The organism is uncultured Clostridium sp. (genome assembly GCF_900547735.1).
Lineage (GTDB): Bacteria > Bacillota > Clostridia > Lachnospirales > Lachnospiraceae > Otoolea.
In genome coordinates, this window is the sequence record NZ_URHZ01000046.1 from 1 (window position 1) to 20,966 (window position 20,966).

Below are 20,966 nucleotides of genomic sequence, written 5' to 3' on the forward strand. Positions count from 1 at the left end.
TTTTCTCCTGGATTCCCCCTCACCACAACCTACAAACCGGGACTGAAGACTCATAAATAACCTCCCACTCCCCCCGTCCGCCGTCTTACAGAGGCGTCCTCGCATCTCAACTAAATCATGCCCCGAACAGAAGCCCCACCGGCCCGGTAATAATTCCCGGAACCAGAATGAAAATACACAGCGCCACCGCAATCAGGATAATCCATGGAATCGACGCCTTTATAATCTTCTCAAGCGTCAGGCCGGTGACATTTTGGGCCGCGTACAGACACACTCCGACCGGAGGCGTAATCAGTCCGAAGGACAGGGTAATGACAAGGAACACCACGAAAAACAGCGGTGATACGCCTACGGAAATTACGGCCGGTAAAAGAATCGGAACCAGGATGTAGATAGCGGCCGTAGCATCCATGAACATTCCCACGAGAATCAGGAATGCATACAGGATAAACATAATGATAATACGGTTGTCGGAAACTCCAATAATCATATTGGCCACGCGGCTGGGAAGTCCGTCCATCTCAAATATCAGGGAGGCCGGTTTGGCTGTGATCGCCACAAACAGGATGGTACCTGTGGTCCTTGCATTTTTACAGATAATTCTCGGTATATCGCTCCACTTCAGATCCTTGTAAACATAGATGGAGACAAGGATTGTATAGCCCACGCCTATGGCCGCGCCCTCGGTCGGTGTATAGAATCCGGTGAACACGCCGCCCAGCAGGATAACCGGGGTGAGCAGGGCCGGTATGGCCGTGAGAAATGCCCTTCCCAACCGTTTCAGCTCAAATTTGGAGCGGTCTCCGATGCCGTGTTTCTTACAGTAGATAAAGTTGTATACCATGAAGATAAGTCCGATGATAATGCCGGGGATCAGGCCTGCAATCAGCGCCTGGCCGATTGATACATTGGCGGTGGAAGCCGCGACAATCATCAGGATACTGGGCGGAATAACGGAGGCCAGCATGGAGCCGGACAGGTTAATCGCCGTCGCATAGTCCTTTGGATATCCCTTCTTTGAGAGGGCGTTGATGCTCATTTTACCGATGGAAGCAATTGCTGCAACGGAAGAGCCAGACATTCCGGCAAAGAGCATATTAACCACTACCGAAACATGGCCGAGACCGCCGTAAATCCAGCCCACTCCGGCATCCGCCAGCTCATAAATCCTGTCTGCAACGCCTCCCTCGTCCATCAGGGAGCCGCAGAGGATGAACAGCGGAACCGCAACCATGATAAAGCTGTTCATCGACGTAAACATGGACTGCACCGCCATGCTCAGGGGCAGTTCCGACATTGTAATAATCGTGATAACGGAAGCCGCGCCCAGGGAGACTGCAATCGGCACTCCCAGAAACATCAGCACCATAAAGAGTACAAGAAGCACTAAACTCATGCCTGGTCACCCCCTTCTTTCACCTTCTCGGGAATCGATATGTTACCCCTGTATTCCAGGAAACTCTGGACCGTTCCGGCAATTCCCAGCACGCCGGAAAGCGGGACGCAGAAGCCTACAATCGTCATCGGTATGCGCAGGGCCGTTCCCATCTCATTCAGCATCTTCTGCTGCATTACCAGTTCCCACCCGTAAATGATCATGAATCCAAAGAATCCGATTACTATGACCGCATATAAAAGCTCACTGAACTTTTTAAGCCATTTCGGGCCCATATTTAAGAATAAAACAACTCTCGACGACTCTGCCTTATTGAAGCCGGACGCCAGGGCGATAAACATCATCCAGATAAACAGGTAACGCGTGGTTTCTTCTGTCCATGGGAACGGATGTGCCACCAAACGCCCTATAATCTGTGCCATGATTGTAAAAAACATGCCAATGAGTGCAACCCCAACAATAACATTCTCCAAAAAGTCAACGCAGTCAAAAAACTTATAAAGCGGTGATTTTTTCCGTTCCATTATGTAATCCCTCCGTTATGATACGCAGCCGTTTCCGTGCGTCACCCCCACAGCCCCGCATGTTATGCGGGCCATGGGACGTAACATCCTTCTGCCTTACTGTTTTCCACAGAACCCGGCGGTTGCGTTAAATAATTCATCATCCTCAATCAGTTCCTTGAATACCGGATAGCAGCTCTTGGAAATGTCAATAAATAGCTGACGGTTTTCAGAGGAAACCTCATTATATTCCATGCCGTTGTCAAGCAGTGTCTTAAGCGCTGTCTCGTCTTCTTTTGCCATAAAATCCACATTCCACTGCTGTACTTCTTCTCCTGCCTTTGTAAGGGCGTTTTTCTGCTCATCCGTCAGTTTGTCAAACTTTGCCGTGTTGAAGCCAACCAGCCATGCGTCCGCCATGTGATCCGTCTGGGAGATGTATTTCTGCACCTCGTAGAATTTGTTGGAATACGGTACATCAATCGGGTTTTCCTGGCCGTCCAGAGTCTTAAGCTGAAGGGCATTATAAACCTCGCTGAAGTTCATCGGTGTACAGGTTGCGCCGCATGCCTTGAAGAATTCCACATAGAGGGAGTTGTTCGGAACGCGGAGCACGAGTCCTTTTACATCGTCCGGCGTATTGACCGGGTGTTTGGAGTTTGTCACTTTTCTAAAGGATCTGGTCCAGCTTCCAACCGTGGTGATTCCCATCTCTGAAACGCTGTTCATCAGCCCTTTTCCTGTGTCGCTGTTTAAGTAGTCGAGAAGCTGTGTCTGATCGTCGAACATATAAGGTACTGAAATTACGTTGAATCCCGGGTTGAAGCTTGCGTATACGGAAGTTGCCAGGATAACCATATCAAGAGAACCTGCTGAAAGCTGTTTGATTCCTGCCGCCGTGTCTCCGCCGTAAAGGGAGCCGTTTCCTGAAATTGTAAATGTAAGTGTGCCGCCCGAATACTCTTCCGCACGTTTTGCGAATTCCTGTGCCGCCTGATAAATGTAAGAGGCCTCCGGATCCGGTACGCAGATTGTAATCTTGGTCGCCTCTGCGGATGCCTCTGCTTTGCTCTCCCCTGCCGGCGCCGATGTTGTTCCCTTGCTCTGACATCCTGTCAGTCCCATACATGCCATAGCTGCAGCTAAAACCACTGCTAAAATTTTTTTGCTCATAATGAACTCCTCCTCATTCCAGTTCTTACTGGTGTTACTGTTCTCTCTTTTTATTTGCTTTTATGAATCCCTGCGGGATTGTGCGGGCGGTCAGTATAAATTGCTGGTCACCCGGTAAAGATCTTTAATCTTCGGATATAATTCCGTGTATACACGGTATCCCCTCTCATAAACTTCATCGTTCTCATGGGAGGCCGTAACCACCCGGCAGACTTTTTTCTCCACCTTTTCCGACGCCTCATAGACATCCTTAAAGATACCGGCTCCGACGCCGCCCAGCAGAGCGGCTCCGATTGGCGCCATATCATTTAAGTCCAGGACTTTAATGTTTACCCCCATGATGTCCGCCTTAATCTGTGCCCAGACCTCGCTTTTGGCCCCTCCGCCGATGGATACGAATTCCCCGATACGTTTCCCCGTCACCCGTCCGGCTATGTCGGCCAGTTGGCGCAGCCCGTATCCGCAGCCTTCCATAATTGCACGGTTGAAGTCACTGCGCGTGGTCTGAAGGGAGATGCCGAAAAAGACGCCTCTGGCATACGGATCCCAGATCGGGCTCCTCTCCCCCAGCATGTAGGGCAGGAACACAAGGCCGCCGCAGCCCGGTTTTGATTTGGCCGCCTCCTCGTTCATCCTGATAAATACATCCTGATGGGTCAGTTCCGACTCATCCTGGAGATCCCGGCAGAATTCATCTTTGAACCACTGGTAAGCAGAGCCTGTATGCGACATTGCCCCCTGGTAGATCCAGGTGCCGTCCACCACGTGGCACCGGTTGATAAAACCATGGTCAAATTTAGGCTGATCCACGCAGACGGTCAGGACATTGGTGGTGCCCACCGACTCACAGACGTCGCCCGCTCCGGTCACGCCTACCGCCAGAGAGGCGCATGCCGTATCCCCGCCTCCAATCACGACCGGTATTCCTTCCCGAAGGCCCAGCCCGATTAAATCGCGGTTGATAAGCGTTCCCACCACATCCGTTGAGTGAAGGAGCGGAGGCAGTTTTTCGATATCGATTCCCACCTTGCCGCAGATATAGGAGGACCATTTAAATCCGCCCGTCGTCTCGAAAAAGTTACTGTAGGAAGCATTGGAATAGTCTATGGCAAAGTGTCCCGTCATCCGGTGGGCCATCAGTGTGTTGACATGGCCGAAGTACTTTGTTTTTGCATACTCTTCCGGCAGATTTCTCTTAATCCACAGCATGGACGTCCCCGATGTAGCTCCCGCCATGGCAGTATTGGCCGTTATCTCAAACAGCTTTTCACTGCCGACTGCTTCAAGAATCATCTCCGCCTCTTTGGTGCTCCTTCTGTCGGAATACAGAATCGGGTCCACCAGCACTTTTCCGTCTTCTCCGAATGCGGCAAGGCCGGGGCAGAGGCTTGAAATTCCGATTCCCGCAATCTGTGACAAATCAAGTCCCTTGCCCTCGGATACCAGTACCACGCATTTCAGAAAAGCGTTCCACATGTCCTCCGTATCGATCTGCTGAAAGTCCGGATTCGGTGTAATCAGGCGGTATGAACTTTTACTGATTCCCAGTACCCCGGCGTTTTCGTCGATCACCGCCACCTTTACGCTGGTGGTACCGACGTCAACGCCCAATAAGTATTTCCCCTCCATATACATTAACCTCTGTTTTTATTGTAGGCCGGAGATTTAGAAATCTCCGTAATTTTTGTCGTTCTCAAGCTGTGCCAGCAGCTCTTTTGCTTCTTTTACGCTGTAGCCGTTGTGAATCATATATCTCAGTGCAATAACAAGAGCCGTCACATCTTTATAGTCCCATACGAAACGTCCCATTGTAACGCCGCCTACGCCGCAGTCCATTGCTTCTCTCGTCATAACAAGGTAGTCGTCCAGTGTCTTGCATGCGTCGCCGCCCTGGATTACGACCCTGAAACTGGAAGGCACACAGGCAATTGCCTTTGCCATGCTGTCCGGATCTCCCGTATAAGTAGTCTTTACAATATCCATTCCGAGTTCGCAGGCGCTTCTTACGCAGTATGCGATGTTTTCCCATGCCGCTCTCTTGTCTGCCGGAACGCTCTCGCCCTTCGGATAAACATGGCCGATTAACGGCATTCCTTTTCTCATGCACTCTTCGGCGATTCTGCCGATTGCCTCGAACTGCTCGCCCTGGAAATCTCCCAGTGTCATGCAGCCCATGGAAACGGCGTCCGCACCCATGCGGATTGCTTCATCTACGGTACCGAAAATCGTATCCTTGGTCGGAGCTACCGGGGAGTAGTTGGAGATTTTCATCAGAATGGAAACCTTGCCTGCGTGCTGGTACATGCATCTCTCGGCAATTCCCTTTGTCATTGTCATTGCATCCGGTCTGCCGAGAATAATTTTATCAATGGCGGACTGGACATCCTGGATTCCCGTCATCGGTGCAATTCCCCTGGATGTGGCGTGGTCTACCGTGATTGCCATCATTTTGTTGCTCTTCTGGTTAACTAATCTGCTCATTCTTACTTCTTTTCCTAACATTGCCATAACTGTTTTCCTCCTGAAATCTTGCTTGATTTTACTGTTTGCTATTGTGATTTTTTTATTTTGATTTTTCTATTATGATTTTTCAGACACGCTCTAAGGCTCTATCATGACCTTCAATCCCTGGCCGCTCTTACAGTATTCAAATGCCTCTTTAAAGTCATCGAGTTTAAATGTATCCGTCGCTATTCTGTCAAGGTTGATCTTCTTATTTATAACCATATCGGCTGCCTCAAGGTAATCAATACGTTTGTATGCCGTGCTGCCGTTTACATTGATTTCGTTGTAGTGGATGGTGTTCACCTCTATCGTGCACTCGCCCGTACCCGCAAATCCTGCAAAAAGATTGACCGTTCCGCCCTTTCTGCAGAGCTTCAGCGTCGAATTCACCAGCGCCGGCACTCCGATTGCCATTACGATGACGTCCGCTCCCATGCCGTTTGTGGCATCCATAACGATTTTATGTAAATCCTCCGTTGTCGGGTCAACCGTCAGGTCGGCTCCCAAATCCAGGGCCGCTTTTCTTCTCATCTCGTTGGGCTCGCTGACAATCACCATCCTGGCGCCCGCTATTTTGGAAAGCTGCATATGCATCAGGCCGATTGGTCCGGCCCCTGCAATCAGGACCACGTCGTTAAAACCTGTCCCCGCATTCTTAAGACCTCTGATACAGCAGGCCAGCGGTTCAATCAGGGCGCCCGCCGTGTAGGAAACGTCCTCGGGTAATTTCACCACATTGCCGCTCTTCATCAGAATCTCAGGAAGGAGCACGTACTCTTCAAAACCGCCGTTAAACTCATATCCTATTGCTTTTCTGTTCATGCAGGCATTTTCCCTGCCTTCCAGACAGGCCGGACAGGAACCGCACGGTATCACGTTGGCAATGGAAACTCTGTCTCCGGCTTTAAAGCCTTCCACATCTTTTCCAACCTCGCAGATATCTCCGCACATCTCGTGGCCGACAACGGAAGGATACCTGATTCCCTTTGTCTTCGTGCCTGCGAAAATTCTCATGTCGGTTCCGCAGATAGCCGCCTTTTTCATCTTCAGGAGCATCTCGTGATCTCCGATTACCGGCTTTGCTATCTCTTCCGTCGCAAAGTCATTCGGTCCATGAAGAACTACTGCTTTCATTTTAACCCCTCCTATTTTGATTGTTTCCAAATTGGATTTTTTTGTAGTTTTATTACACTAGGATAATATCATACTTGTAATTTTATTTCAATATGTTTCATTAATTTTTGTAAGTTTATTTCAATTTTTGTTAATTTTATGGTATTAACAAGCTTGAACCGCTTTATAAAACGACACCTTATGTGCATTTTGCATATTTTTGTTTTTTGTTTTTTTGAGTGTCATTGAAATATTATTACAGTTTCTTTACAGGTATGTTCCGAAAATCCTGACAAATTATTTCAGAAAGGGCAATATGCTCCCAGCAATTCAAAAACCGGGCCGGATCGTCTGCATAAGCAGGCTGATCCAACCCGGTTTTCCCGTGCTGCCGTCTATATTAAATTTCAATCCCATACTTTCTGAGCCGGTAGGACAGGCTCTGTCTGCATATTCCCAGCGATTTTGCCGCATGGGATATGTTATTTCCATAGTACTCCAGAACCTGCCTGAGAAGCTGCGCCTCATAGTCTCCAATCAGATACTCCAGTTTCGTATGGTAAATATCGGTTCCCGGGCTTATCCTGACCGCCTCGGTCCCGGCGGCCGCCTTCTGCGTCAGATAGACGGGGATACATGATAAATGAATTTCCCCGCCCTCCATCACATTCATGGCATAGTCCAGCACATGATACAGTTCCCTCACATTTCCCGGCCAGTCATATCCCCGGAACAGCTCCATGACCTCATCCGAGACATGGGCGATGGTCTTGGCAAAATGACGGCGCTTCAGGCTGATATAATGTTCAATCAAAAGTTCCAAATCGCTGATTCTCTCCCTGAGCGGCGGTATGATAATCTGGACGGACGACAGGCGGTAGAATAAGTCTCTCCGCATTTTCCCTTCCTCAATCGCAGCGAAGGGATCTTCATTGCAGGAGGAGATGATCCGCACATCCGCATTGATTATCCTGCTGCCGCCGATTCTGCGGAACGCTCCCTCCTGTATCACCCTGAGTATCTTGGACTGCATCATCAGGCTCATGGAATTTAACTCATCCAGGAAGAGCGTTCCGCCATGAGCCTCCTCAAACAGTCCGGCGCGGTTCTCGCTGCCCGTGAACGCTCCCTTCGTCGTCCCGAAAAGCATGCTTTCTATCAGTGTCTCCGGCAGGGCCGCACAGTTCACCGCCACAAAATTTTCCCGGCTGCGCAGACTCTTCCGGTGAATGCTCTGGGCAAACATCTCCTTCCCCGTCCCGGTCTCTCCAATCAGAAGAATATTGCAGTCCAGCGGCGCGAACTTTTCAGCCAGCTCCACCGCATTGCGAAAGTTCCCGCTCTCTCCGATAATCTGCTCAAATGTATAGCCGGAAAGATGGGCCGAAGGATTTTTTCTGACGTACTCATCCAGGGCATCCGTCATTGCCTGGAACTCCTTTTTTCTCTTTTCAACCGTCACGGCATCCCTCTCAAAGAGGACCGCCCCCTCTATCTTCCCTCCGCAGGCCAACGGATAGGCCGAGTTGACCGTCGTGACATCGCCGGCCGATACGGAGGCAAAGGTGTCCACCCGGTTCTTTACGGGCGCCTTTACCTTCAGGCACGACAGAACGGCGCTTTTTTCTTCCTCCACCTTCCATATATCCAGCATGTGTTTTCCGATAATGTCCATCGAATCCGGTATGGTAGAAATTTTCCGGCTGTTCTCATTACAGTATAGAAGATACCCCTCCTGGTCATAGATCTGGATTCCCTCGTCAACCTCTTCAAACGCTTTTTCAAACAGCGCCTGCCGCCTGTCTCTCCTGGAAAAAAGCCATACCGTCTCACCGCCCGAGAGCGCAAGCTTCTGACAGGCGTAAGTCTCGCCGTCGATCTCCGTATCCTCCCGCCCGTCCGCGCCGGATTCCGGCCATATCTTCCTGAAGCTGTCCTTCCCGCCCGTTTTCCACTCATACCCATACCGTTCCCGGAGCACGGGATTATTCCAGAGTACCTCCACGACCTCCCCGTCCGGTCCGGTTACAAATGCAAAATCGTATATTCCCATGGCCGCCCCTCCTCTCAACACACTTTATCTTTCACCGAAGTCCACGATTTATCATCCGATATAGTGCCAGTCTACCACATTTTCAGGTTCCGCGACAGAGCAGATGCAAAATTTTTTAACAGTACGCAAAAAATATTAACAGTTTTTGTGTTAGAATATTTTGTTCATATCAGAATTTCCCTTGAAATACGGCCTTTCTGAAGTTGGCACAGTAATTGCTTATATAAAAAGCATAAACGTAATTAACAAACAGAGAGGAGAAATCAATGAAACCGATTGTAATGGGGGAAAAGATAACGATTGAGGACGTGGTAAATGCTGCCCGCCATCATTTCCCGGTGGAATTTTCGGAGGAATACTGCAGCCGCGTTGAGAAATGCCGCGGTTTTGTAGACAAATTCAGCAGGGAGGGGCAGGCTATTTACGGTCTGACAACCGGGCTGGGGGACAACTGGCGGAAATTTATTCCGGAGGAGGACCGCATTGCCATCCAGAGGAATAACATTCTGGCCCACACATGTTCCGTCGGCGAACCAGTCAACGAGGAATGCGCCAGAGCCATCATGTTTGTCATGCTGGCCCACTTCGGCAGCGGCCATACGGGAATCCGTCTTGAAACTTTAAATCTGCTGAAGGATATGCTAAATTATAATGTAATACCAAGGGTGCCGGGCCATGGCTCCGTCGGCTACGTCTCCCTGGAGGGACATATCGGCATGGTCATGATCGGAGAAGGCAAAGCCTGGTACCGGGGGAAGCTCCTGGACGGCGGAACCGCCCTGGCCGAAGCCGGCCTGAGGCCGACGGTCCTGTCTTCCAAGGAGGGGCTGACCATTATCTCCGGAACCACCTCGGTCACCGCCCTTGCGGCCCTGGCCCTCTATGACGCCGTAACCCTGACCCAAACCGGGGACATCGCGGCGGCCCTGACCCTGGAAGTCCTGAAGGGAAATCTGATGGCCATGGATCCCCGCATCATGGAGGCGCGGCCCCACCCCGATCAGGGATACACCGCCGCCAATATCAGAACAATCCTGAAGGACAGTCCCATTTTGGAGGCGTACAGAGGGCACAGGCTCCAGGACGCGCTTTCCGTCCGCTGCGTCCCACAGCTTCACGGGGCCGTCAAAAAATACATCAAGGACGGAATCGATGTCCTGAACATTGAGCTGAATTCCTCGGTGGATAACCCGCTCCTGTTTGAGCAGGAGGACGGAACTCCCATCGCGCTGATGGCCTGCAATGCAGACGGCACTTACCCGGGAATCACCTCGGATATCCTGCTGATCGGCATCACCGACATGTGCAAAATGGCCGCCAGCCGCATTGACCGGATGCTGAACCGGCTGGTCAGCGAGCTCCCCGCCTTTTTAAACAGGAATTCCGAATATAATAACGGCCTTATGATGATACAATACGCCGCGGCCGGTCTTCTGGGCGAACTGAGGATCCTGTCGCACCCGGCGGTCGTCGACAACCTGGTGACCTGCGCCAACCAGGAAGATTACGTCAATATGGGTTATAATGCGGCAAAAAAGGCATACGACGGCGTACATCTGGCAAAATATATCTGTGCCATTGAATTAATCTGCGGAGCGCAGGCCCTCGACTGCTACGACGGCCTGGAACCCGCCCCCGCAACAAAAGCCGTTTACAGCCTGCTGCGGAGCGTTGTCCCGGTAATGGAAAACGACTCGGCGCTGGAACCGTTCATGGAATCGGTCTCCTCACAGATTATAGGGCGCGGATATATCGACGCCGTGGAGAAAGTGACGGGGACGCTGCTGTTTTAATAATATGATTACATTAAGGAGGAACTCAATATGCTTACCGCAATTGATAACATTGTATTACTGGCATGTGTCGCAGGCGTCCTGCTGATCGGCAAGTACTTTTCAAAAACCTCGCAGAATATGGACAGCTTCTACCAGGCGAATAAATCCCTGCCCTGGTCCCTGGCCGTCGGCACCCTGGTTGCATCCTGGTACGGCGGGGCGGGCGTCATCGGAACGATCGGCTATTCCACCACAATGGGTATTTCCGCATTTTTCATCTGGTCCCTGTGCGTCCACATGACGCGGTTCCCGCTGGCCCTCTGGGTCGCTCCCAGGATTTCCATCAAGGTCAACACAACGATGACGGAGCTTTTAAACCGCTACTACGGCAGAGCCGCCTCTTTCATCGGAGCCATCGTCCTCGTGGTATCCTGTCTTTCCATTGCCGAGATCGCCGCCACCGGTTACGTCGGCGTGGCTGCGTGGAACATCAATAAATTTGTCGTCGCCTTCGGCGTGGTTCTGATAGCCACCGTCATCACCTGCCTCGGAGGGCTGATGGGCGTTGCCGTCACGGACATGATCTTTTTCTTCCTGATGATAGCCTGTGTAACGTCCGTATTTCCAAAGATCTTCTTCAGCGTGGGCGGTTTTGCGGGCATCGAAGCGTCGTTACATTCCGTCGCGCCCGAGGTGCTGACTCCGCTCGGAGGCACTCCCATCGGCAGGGCCATCTGTCTGATTGTACTTTGCATCAATGTATATAAGGATCCAGCATTCTATCAGCGTTTTACCGCCTCCAACTCGATAAAGACGGGAAAGCGCGCCATGCTGACCTGCCTTTCCATCTGGATTTCCTTTGATGTGGTGCTGATTTTTACAGGTATTATCCTGCGGGCTATGGATCCGTTCTCAACTGCTCAGCCGGAGGTCGCCTATGTGCAGTTAATCCTCTCCTACCTTCCGGCAGCCGTCCGCGGACTCTTCATCTTCGGCCTGATGGGAGCCATCATCTCGACCATTGACTCCTACTTTCTGATCGGCGGTGAGATTTTCTCCCGCGACATTATCGGAGCGTTCAGGAAAGAGCCCCTGACCGACAAGCAGAGTATCGGGATTACCAGAGTCTGCTGTATCGTATTCGGCGTCATCGGTCTGTTTACGGCATTTAAGTTTCCGCTGGTTTACGACGCATTCCTGTTTATCAACAGCCTCAGCATGTGCGGCCTCTTCGTCCCCGTCCTCGCCGCGATCATGTACAACGGCAAAAAGACAACCACGGCCGGCATCCTGAGTATGCTCACCGGCACGCTGTCCTGGATCTATTTCACCACATTCCCGGTATCCTGCGAACTGCTGGGAGGAACCGTCGACGCCCTGCTGATCGCCCTTCCCATTTCCTTTATCGGATATCTGATCGGAAACCGGTTCGGCAAGGTACTTTACATTGACAATGGAGGAAATTATGGAAAAATACAATAAAACCACCCCCGCGGCTCCCAATGCGGAAGACGACGGAAAGAAAACCCCCGAAGTAAATGAAGATATCCGCGTGGAATGGTTCGGCGCCGACGGATGCCTGATCCTGCTGTACCTCGTCCTTGCCGCCATGTACACTTACGGCATTCTCTGCCGCGTAGATATCATAGTCGGAGTGATTGCCCCGGGCATCGCGTTCGGCATTACCGCCGCTATCTTTGTCCGCTACTGTTTTGAGGTGTTCCATTTTACCAAAGGGGCAAAGAAGAACGGGAAATAGAAAAAATTATGGAAACATGCAGATTACCTTCCGGGGCTGATTTACCGCGGCCCGGTCCGGACGATACAGGAGGATGACAGAATGGAAATTATGGCTTTGCCGAAACTTATGACAGAGGAAGCAGCAATGGAAATCGCAGAAAAGCGGGGAAATTTTCTCGGCAGGCTGCTGCTGAAGGAAAAGAGGATTACATTGAAACTGATGTACCTTGAAAGCAAAGAAATCATTTACAATATGACCTATCAGTCCCTGCCTCTGATGAAAAAATCGCGTCTTTCATCAGGCGGGCCCCAGGCACAGAAAATCCGTATGATGGTCGAAGGCACCCGGTGCACTCCTGCCTTTCTGGACGAGCCGTTAAATACGGTCAAGGTACAAGTTGATGAGGAAGACCAGCTTCAAAATACGGCCTTTCCGGAACAGAAACTGATTGAAGAAGGCAAATACCTGGCCAGGCGCATGGTGCGCAGGCAGTCCGGCAGAAACGTCTGCATGGAAGCAGAGTCCATACATTCCGTTTACCGGCCTTATTATGTAGCTTTTTATGGGGATATGGTGGAGGGGACCCGCGTGCGGTATCTTCCGATCCCGGCGGACGGGAATGAAATCAGGAGAACATTTTAGGCTGGGAAAGAAAAATCCCGTTTATACCCCCTACCCGGTGTGTTAAGATAGTATTTAACAGACGGTTCTCCTGATTATGAACAGGACGTTCTCATCTGCATCAATTCCAGGAGAACCTGTACACCGGAGGGGTTTTATGAATCAAACAACGCTTATTATCTTTATTGCAGTTGTCACAATCTTTTGTTTTGCGGGTTCCGCTTTTATTTTAGCCTTTGTTTTCAGGCGTAAAAGGGAGCGTGAGCGAAAAATGAACAGCGGAATCATCCGCAGGGCGGGATGGACGGATCCCCGTCTGAAAGTGCGGCCCGGCCCTATGATTCTGTTCTGGCTTGTCTTCTACTGCGTCATCGGAGCCATCATCCTGTGGCAGGCCGGACGTGGGATACCCAACCGGTATTATGCGGACATCTCAGCCGTTCTTGTTCCGCCTGTGTTCCTCGCCATAGGCGCCGCCATGAAATACAGTTTTGACAAAAGACGGCGGCTTGCAACGGCCCCGGCCTCCGCAGAGGTGGTTTCCATTGAGAGAAAGGCGAGCAGCGATGGTCACGTTTCCTATGCTCCCGTATATGAGTTCTTTGCCGAGGGTTCCGTATTTAAGGTGACCTCGCCCTCCTCTTTCTCAAAAAGTCCTCTGAAGGCCGGAGACCATGTTGATCTCTTTTTTACACCGGATCTGCCGTCTTACATCTATGTTCCGGGCTATGAGAATCCTCCGACTCTGTTTATTGTTTATTTACACATAATCGGAATCCTGTTTCCCCTGATCGTACTGGCCGGCCCTGTTCTGAGACCGTGGCTGGAATAAGGCGTCAGCCGCTACCGGATTTGTTCCAGAATACTTGGGTCTTTAATCTTCGTATCTTCCGCAAACAGCAGTATCTTTGACAAAATCTCCGCCGTTTTCGGGTCATCGTCAATAAACGGAAGGAAGATACGTCCTCTCTGCTGTGAATGGACCGGTACGACAAAGAGCATGGCATTGCCCATCTGGTGGACGACGCCGCTTCCCAGGTGTACCGTGTACTGGCCCAGTTTTCCGTCGATAAAGGCGTGGCTGCCTTCCAGGCGCACATTTTTAATCTTAAACAGCTCCAGATTGCATTCCACAATGGCTTTTCTCATCTCAACGGTAGAGTGGCTGGTCTCCGGATCCACGCCTCCGGCATGGGCAACGCTGACCGCCAGATCCACATCCCTCATAACCTCACTGTAAAGCACATCGGGAATTTCCCTGATTTTGAGGGGCCTGAACGTTTTCCTGTCGGAGAACACCACCCACTCAAGGGTAGGAGCCTCCACGTCACTCGGTGAAAACCAGTCGGCCATCGCATAAATTCTGGCTACGATATTCTCTTTATAGTAAATCTTCTGCAGCCCATCCTCATAATCGGCAACCCAGCGGCGGCTCCGCAGCGCGCCTACCGTCTTCTGCGGCTGAATCTGATTGCCCGAGAACATCCTGGAATCATCCTTATCGAGTTCCTCCGTGAGTTTCACATACAGCTCGCGGAACACCTGCTTAAACGGCTGCTTTATCTGCCTGTCGAACAGCATCTTCTGGTATTCGTGCCAGTGCCCCTCCCTGTAGAGATCGGACGGGTGGGCAATCAGAATCTTCTCATCCGGTTTCAAAGGCGTTATGGCGCCGGACCAGTCCTCCAGCCCCTCCTCTTTCAGAAAGCCCAGCCGGATTCCCGCATCCGGATTTCCTCCGTCTCCTGCGGCGGCATCCTCTGCGGCCATCATCACAAGAGGCGTTACTATCGGCCTTACCACCGGATTCTTAGCCAGCTCCAAAAACTCCCACACCTCGAAGGACGTCCTGTCCTCCATGGCCTGTTCCATCATCTGTCTGGTGCGGCTGTACTGCTCCTTTAACTTCTTGTTGACCTCCTGATATTCCAGAACCATCTCATTTTTCTTATATTTTGCGGGGAGCGATTTGAGCAGTTTCCCGCCTTTACCGCACTGTAGACTGCTCTTGCCGTTTTCATCCACCAGGATCCTCAGTTCCACATCATCAAGGCGGTTCCAGTCAAAATAACGGTCCATCGTCTCTACCAGGCGGTTTTCCATCCTGAGCGTCAGGCGTGTCACATCCGTGAATCCCGCATTTACACTGAGGTTCTGAAGTGCCAGAGCCACGGCGCGTCCCTCACTGGCCCGGCGCTGCGCGCCGAATTTCCTGCTCTCCTTATGGAATTTCTGGATAAACTGGTAGCGGTCCAGGAGATCTTCTTCCCGTTTCTTTTTATCGCGTTCTGAGGTTTTCCCCCTGGCACTCTTTTCATTTCCAGCCAGTGGCAGGAGGCCGATGCTCATCAGCAGATCTTTATTTCTCTTATCCGTAATTTCCGCTTTCAGCGTCTCTTTATCCACTTTTCCGAGCGCAGCGTCGGCATACTTCCTGGCGCGGGCATGGGCCGCTCCCGTGGAGGAATACTTTGCCGCATCGTACAAAAGTTTAAATTCTTTGTCACCCAGTTTATCATAGGCCTCAAAAAACCAGTGAATGTCAAAGGCCCCGTCCCTCAGTTCCTCCGGAGTCAGGGGAGTGTATTTGGCAATCATGGATGTGGTAAATTCATCCAGACGTTCGCCGGTGTGGGCCATAAAGTAATAACATCCGCTCTGGAATCCCGGAAGTCCCAGGTACTCCTCCAAAAGCGGTATCCACTGCTGGGCATACATCGCCAGTTCCACCAGACGTTTTTTCGTGATATCCGTTCCCTTCAGCGCCTTTTTCAGATCCTTCGCCGTCTCTTCGGGTTTCGGACGGCACACTTTCAGCAGGTGGCTTAAAACCATCTTCCGGTCGCCGATATTGGAATAATATCCTCCGGCTCTCTGTAATGTCTCTTTGCCCAGCGCCGTCAGAATCTGAATCATCAAATCAATGCCGTAAATCGCACGAATCGAAGAGACGTATCCGGAAAACGGCGTCTCCTGCTCCCCGCGTTTTAACTCCACCTTAAGAACCAGAGGAACCGTCTCATGGTAAATCTCGTGCGCCAGCTTCATTGCCGGGATTTCATCCCCAATCTGGTCGAAGTGATATTTTCCGTCCACCGGCTTTATTACACCCTGCCCGAAGAATGCGTTCAGTTCTCCCACACGGGCATCCCTCGACGAAACGGCTCCTTTTTGCTCCACCGTGCTGACCGGTCCCAGCAGGCTCTTCATGTCCAGGAAACTGAATACGGATTTATAGAAAAGGTCCTTGTCCCAAATCCCCTTAACATAGCACTGTACATAGTCGGACAGGCCCAGATAGCCGGTCCTCCCCCTGTCGTAGCGGCGGAACTTTTCACTGTCTTTAATCTTTCTGTAGAATTCCTGAAGCTTAAAACGGAGCGTGAAGGCGCTTCCCCAGTCCTTTTCATCCACCAGGGACAGCCACCAGCGCATTTCCTCAAACACAGGGAGATCCGCGGCCCGTTTCGTATACTTTTCTTTCGTGCCGTTCCACGCTTTTTCCTCGCACTCGTACAGGGCATTGGATTTATCCAGGACAGAAAGGAACTTCGCCGTCCCGATAAGGCCAAAGCGGGCTTTGAGTCCGTCCGGCACAAACTGGGAATATAGTGTGTCAATTACCGTCCTGGCCTGCGCGCCGCATCTCAGTCCCTGAATCAGGTCCTTAAACGGCGGTTTCTTTATCAGGCCGCTGCCGAAAACCTTCTTATAGATCTCAATGTTCCTCTCATAAGGTCCTCTCTGGGCGCGGCACTTCTGATAAAGGTAAAGCTCCAGCAGCATTTCCGGGGTTTTAATTTCATTTCTGTAAAATTCTTCCCACATTTCCCGGAACGGCAGGGCATCCAGGGGTTTTGCATCGGGATCCCCGTGGATCCACCGGCAGTTTTCCAGCTTTGTGCCCAGAAGCATCTCCACGCCCCAGGCCGTTGTGTATTCCAGCTCTTTCTTTTCCTCGATCAGAGCATTTAACCGGTTCAGAATACGGATGCAGGCGCCTTCTCCATTTGCAAACAGCTTTGAGGCCTGTTTTTCATCTACGTCCACGGGCGGCAGAATCCATTCTTTGTCCGTATCGTAGAGCCCGTATCCAGGCGTGTTTAAGATATCCTGAGCTTCACTTTTCTCCCCCAGCAGTTCGCCGAGCAGCACCTGCTCGCGCCCCGTAGGCTCCGTGAGCTCCTGCAAAAGCGGTTTGACGGCGGGAAACTCCGCGGGCTGTTCTTTCTTTATTTGAAGAGCGAGGTCGAGAGCTCCCATGCGGCATTCTTCGGACCCGGTCTTAATCAGCCTGCCGACGGAGGCCTGCAGCGCGGCCGGTTCCTGCTTTCTGAGAAGTTTCAGCACTCCGGCCCTCCCCTTCTTATATTTCAGGTTTTGTTCGATCTTCAGGTAATCCTCCGCCGTCAGTTTCATATCCTCCACCAGAAGAAACGCCGACTGCATCGTGTACTCCTCCGGGTTGTGGAGCAGTTCAAAGAGGACGTCACGCCTTACCTGGGACTTCGGCCGGTACAACAGCACGCGGGCGGCCGCAGCGCGGGAAGCGCCGGACGAACTGCCCTGGCCGACCGTCGGGATCAGGCCCGCCGCCTCGTCCAGGTACGCCTCATCCTGCAGCATCCAGGCAATCAGGCACATCCTGACCGCAATGTCTGACTGTGTCATGGTTACACGGTACCAGGGAAAAATACACGGGTTTAAATCCAGCCCCTTTTTTGGGAGCCGCCCAAGAATATCCCGGAACAGGCCGTAAATCTTTCTGGCCTCCTCCTCATTCTCAAACAGATCGGTTACCGGCTTCACGTCCGGTTTTCTGACTTTGCCGTCGCGGAGCTGGAAATAGGATCTTTCGTCCTTCTCCTCGATCAGCGCCCGAAAATCGCCGTATGTATTGTCCATAAAGCCGGGCAGGAAACAGGCCACCAGTTCCAAATCCTCCGGCCAGCTTAAAATGGCCTCTTTTGCCGCTTTTCTCTTCAGATGTGCATACTGCAGGGAGCGGTTAAAATAGGAGGCCGTCATCTTCTGGTTCTTCGTTCCTTCCCGGATCAGTTTCTGCATCGCTTCGACCGCCCGGTCCGCGTCGTAGAATCCGAGCGCCCACAGACCGCAGCTAATCGCCACGGAATCGTTGCTTTCGAGCTGTTCCCTGCAAGCCGCCTCATCTCTCAGACAGCTCCCCATCAGACGCACCAGTTTCTCCGTAATGCGATCAATGCTTTTTTCATCGAAAATGCCGATCCAGGCGCTGACAGCCCGCTTGATGGAAGAATAGCGGACCAGATCATTTTCCTCAATTACCGCAAACAGGTGCAGGAATGCCTCGGGACGGCCGGCATCCATGGTTTCACAAACCGCCTGCCTCGCTCCCTCCTGAAGCCGCGCCGCCAAAAGAAATTTACCGAGCGCCTCATAAAGTCCGCTGCTTTTACTCATGACGATTCCGCGGATCAGTTCATGGCTGATCATCAGAGTGTTTCCTTCGCCCATCAGAATATCTTCCACGGCACGGATTATTTCCGCATCTCCCCGGTCAATTCCGGCCGCCAGTATTCCCGCGTAACTGAAACGCTCCGATCTGGCATGGTCGTAAATCTCCGGATCCACCTGCCCGGTCAGAACCCCGGCAAGCGATGCCCCATAAAAATCCAGCCTCGAATAGGCCCAGAGGAGCTGGATGCTCTGGAATACAAACGGCAGGTAGCTCTTTGAACGCACGCTGCGCCTGTACCATCCGGCCGTCATCTGGAACTGGTTCATCTGATCCAGGGCATAATAAAATTCTTCGGTCAGATGTTCCGGCACGCAGACCGCCACCAGTCCCCGAAGTTCACTTTTATAAAGCCCGCTGAGGGTTTCGTATCTGCCGCTCTGCAGTTGTTCCCTCATCCATCTCTGCGGTTCCTGGGGCACGGAATAATATGCCATTCCGGGAAGCAGTTGTTTCTCCCTGTCGGAAAGGGCGTGCGCCTTCGCCTTAGCCCCGTCGATCCAGTTTTCCGTCATTTTGCGTCTTGTCTGATATGTATAATCTGCCATCTAATCCTCCCTCTTCCTTACCAGCCCGACAGCATTGTAAGTCTTATGAATGTGAATACGGGTTCCCCTTCTCCGCCTGCTCCCCAGGGAACCGCCTGCTCCAGGCCGGTCAGTTCCTCCTCACCGGCAAACACGCGGTATATTCCGTCTTCAAAGCACTGTACCGCATTATCCACCGCCTTTTCAGGATCCGCGTCACTGCCTCCCCGGAGGCCGAAGGAAACCTTCCCCGCCGCGGCCTGTCCGCTGATTTCCTCCTTTGTCAGGTAAGAAAGTACCTGCCCCTCATCCTTCCGCTCGTTATACTGCCTTACGGAAAGACTCACCAGCTCCGTGAGAAGTTCCCGCACCGTGTCCGGCTTTCTTCCCAGTTCAAAAGGGACCGGACGCAGATCTTCTTTTTTCTGTTTTCCCGCCCTTTTCATCCTTGCATAGATTGTGTATGCCATATGACACCTCCCATAACAATTCTTATTACCAGTTTAACGTTAATGGAGGGAATAGACAAGCGGTTATCACAACTACTTTGTGTGGGTGGAGGGAGGAAGTAACAGTTCAGATAGGTCTGCGCATTTACTGCGCTGACCGTACAAAAAGGTAGTGGCAGCAAGCATTCGGCTCATCGCGCAGCGATTTCATTAGCCGAATGCCGTAACAGTTCATGCTGTCTGAACTGTTACGGGAGGAATGAGAACGCCGTCTTTCAGAGGTATCCTCTCTTCTTAACTTAAAAACTCAAACGCCGCCAGTGCCATTGCCCTGGTTGCCAGTTTGATATATGTTTCATCCACCATGAATTGTCCGCTGTGGGCCGGAGCGAAGTTCCCCGTACCAAGCTGCAGATAGCAGGAGGGCGCTTTTCGGGAATAAAAGCCGAAATCTTCGGCTGTCAGCGCCTGGCGGTTTCCCGTCAGCACAGCGGGCTCTGGAATCTGCTCCATGATTCCGCCGTAGAGTTCGGTAGTATACTTATCCATCAGCGACGTGACGAATTCTGTCAGGGGGCCGTCGTTGTATATGGCCGGATAGCCGGGATTGATGTCCACGTCGCATGTTCCGCCGGTGGCCGCCGCTATCCCCGCACAAATCTCCCGTATCTGGCGGAACATGACTTCCCTTGTCTCTTCTCTTGCGTTCCGCATCATGCAGAAGAGTTCGGCACGGTCGGCCACGATATTGCCTGCCCTGCCGCCGGAAATCCGGCCCACGTTCAGGGTCGACTGCTGCATGGGGCTTATGTTTCTCGACACAATGGTATTCAGCGCCATCACAATATTAGCGGCAATCTGGATTGCGTCGACTCCGTCCTGGGGCGCGGAGGAGTGAGCCGCTTTTCCGTGGACCGTGATATGGCAGCCGTCCGAGTAGGAGGTCAGATACCCGGTGCCAACCAGAAACTGTCCTGCTTCGGTCGGATTAACATGCAGTCCGAAGCAGGCATCCGGCAGTTCGTCCATCAGTCCCTGTTCTATCATTCTGCGGCCGCCTCCGCCCCGTTCTTCCCCCGGCTGAAATACGAGTTTTACCCGGCCAGACCAGAAGTCCTTCATTCTGTTGAGAATCTCTCCCACGGCCAGAAGGTTGGCCGTATGCACATCATGCCCGCAGGCGTGCATGATTCCTTCCTTTTCCGATTTAAAAGACAGTTCTGTCTCCTCACCGATGGGCAGCGCATCCATATCCGCCCGCAGCATCAGAAGTTTTCCCGGCCTGCCGCTGTCGATACACGCCACAATACCGGGTTCCACCGGGCTTTTCTCATAGGGTATTCCCATGCGTTTAAGCTCTTTTGCCACCAGTGCGCTCGTTTCGTACTCCTCAAAGGCCGTCTCGGGGTTCCGGTGAATCCTGCGCCGGATGGAGATTGTGTTGTTTTCCAGTTCATCTGAGAGTTTTATAATTCGTTCTATCGGCTCCATAAGCCATTACCTCCTGCTGCCAGTAATATTGTAGTAATCTTGTAATAATCAACAACGAAAAGTACGCTTCGCGAACTTTTCATTGCCACTCAATAAAAAGCGGGTGCCCATGTTCAGACATC

15 protein-coding genes are annotated in these 20,966 nt (G+C 51.8%); 5 read left to right on the forward strand and 10 right to left on the reverse strand.

Translation table 11 applies throughout. The features are described from left to right. Nucleotides 1-115: 115 nt before the first annotated feature. The 7 genes from QZT18_RS14585 to QZT18_RS14615 form a co-directional block, all read right to left on the reverse strand. On the reverse strand, nucleotides 116-1,396 hold the full coding sequence (locus tag QZT18_RS14585) for a TRAP transporter large permease (RefSeq protein ID WP_294148726.1): 1,281 nt from the start codon (nucleotides 1,394-1,396) through the stop codon (nucleotides 116-118). Next, nucleotides 1,393-1,920, reverse strand: coding sequence for a TRAP transporter small permease (locus QZT18_RS14590; protein ID WP_294148727.1), 528 nt, complete (start codon nucleotides 1,918-1,920; stop codon nucleotides 1,393-1,395). Before QZT18_RS14590 ends, QZT18_RS14585 begins: the two co-directional genes overlap by 4 nt. Nucleotides 1,921-2,016: 96 nt before the next feature. Beyond that, complete coding sequence (locus tag QZT18_RS14595; protein ID WP_294148728.1) at nucleotides 2,017-3,072, reverse strand: DctP family TRAP transporter solute-binding subunit; 1,056 nt, start codon at nucleotides 3,070-3,072, stop codon at nucleotides 2,017-2,019. A gap of 90 nt (nucleotides 3,073-3,162) precedes the next feature. Further along, on the reverse strand, nucleotides 3,163-4,701 hold the full coding sequence (locus tag QZT18_RS14600) for an FGGY-family carbohydrate kinase (RefSeq protein WP_294148729.1): 1,539 nt from the start codon (nucleotides 4,699-4,701) through the stop codon (nucleotides 3,163-3,165). Between the two features lie 36 nt (nucleotides 4,702-4,737). Then, nucleotides 4,738-5,580, reverse strand: coding sequence for a class I fructose-bisphosphate aldolase (locus tag QZT18_RS14605; RefSeq protein WP_125141687.1), 843 nt, complete (start codon nucleotides 5,578-5,580; stop codon nucleotides 4,738-4,740). A 93-nt stretch (nucleotides 5,581-5,673) separates the two neighbouring features. After that, on the reverse strand, nucleotides 5,674-6,711 hold the full coding sequence (locus tag QZT18_RS14610) for an alcohol dehydrogenase catalytic domain-containing protein (protein ID WP_294148730.1): 1,038 nt from the start codon (nucleotides 6,709-6,711) through the stop codon (nucleotides 5,674-5,676). Nucleotides 6,712-7,090: 379 nt separating this feature from the next. After that, nucleotides 7,091-8,743: a sigma-54-dependent Fis family transcriptional regulator gene (locus QZT18_RS14615; RefSeq protein ID WP_294148731.1), complete on the reverse strand. Its 1,653-nt coding sequence runs from the start codon at nucleotides 8,741-8,743 to the stop codon at nucleotides 7,091-7,093. Nucleotides 8,744-9,009: 266 nt separating this feature from the next. Here QZT18_RS14615 and QZT18_RS14620 point away from each other — a divergent pair, with 266 nt between their 5' ends. The 5 genes from QZT18_RS14620 (at nucleotide 9,010) to QZT18_RS14640 (ending at nucleotide 13,712) form a co-directional block, all read left to right on the forward strand. Beyond that, a complete protein-coding gene (locus QZT18_RS14620; protein ID WP_294148732.1) occupies nucleotides 9,010-10,536 on the forward strand; it encodes a histidine ammonia-lyase in 1,527 nt (508 codons plus the stop codon). Nucleotides 10,537-10,566: 30 nt separating this feature from the next. Further along, nucleotides 10,567-12,000 (forward strand): sodium:solute symporter, encoded by a 1,434-nt coding sequence (locus QZT18_RS14625; protein ID WP_294148733.1) that lies wholly within the window; start codon nucleotides 10,567-10,569, stop codon nucleotides 11,998-12,000. Beyond that, on the forward strand, nucleotides 11,984-12,277 hold the full coding sequence (locus tag QZT18_RS14630) for a hypothetical protein (protein ID WP_294148734.1): 294 nt from the start codon (nucleotides 11,984-11,986) through the stop codon (nucleotides 12,275-12,277). Before QZT18_RS14625 ends, QZT18_RS14630 begins: the two co-directional genes overlap by 17 nt. An 81-nt stretch (nucleotides 12,278-12,358) precedes the next feature. Continuing rightward, complete coding sequence (locus tag QZT18_RS14635) at nucleotides 12,359-12,901, forward strand: hypothetical protein (protein ID WP_294148735.1); 543 nt, start codon at nucleotides 12,359-12,361, stop codon at nucleotides 12,899-12,901. A gap of 136 nt (nucleotides 12,902-13,037) precedes the next feature. Further along, nucleotides 13,038-13,712 (forward strand): DUF3592 domain-containing protein, encoded by a 675-nt coding sequence (locus tag QZT18_RS14640; protein WP_294148736.1) that lies wholly within the window; start codon nucleotides 13,038-13,040, stop codon nucleotides 13,710-13,712. Between the two features lie 11 nt (nucleotides 13,713-13,723). On the opposite strand, the gene QZT18_RS14645 is transcribed toward QZT18_RS14640, so the two are convergent. The 3 genes from QZT18_RS14645 to QZT18_RS14655 all read right to left on the reverse strand — a co-directional run bounded on the left by QZT18_RS14645 (nucleotide 13,724) and on the right by QZT18_RS14655 (nucleotide 20,844). Next, a complete protein-coding gene (locus tag QZT18_RS14645; RefSeq protein WP_294148737.1) occupies nucleotides 13,724-18,925 on the reverse strand; it encodes a DUF4132 domain-containing protein in 5,202 nt (1,733 codons plus the stop codon). Between the two features lie 17 nt (nucleotides 18,926-18,942). Continuing rightward, on the reverse strand, nucleotides 18,943-19,374 hold the full coding sequence (locus QZT18_RS14650; RefSeq protein WP_294148738.1) for a hypothetical protein: 432 nt from the start codon (nucleotides 19,372-19,374) through the stop codon (nucleotides 18,943-18,945). A 273-nt stretch (nucleotides 19,375-19,647) separates the two neighbouring features. After that, entirely contained in the window at nucleotides 19,648-20,844 is a 1,197-nt protein-coding gene (locus tag QZT18_RS14655; RefSeq protein WP_294148739.1) for a M20 family metallopeptidase, read from the reverse strand. Nucleotides 20,845-20,966 lie beyond the last annotated feature (122 nt).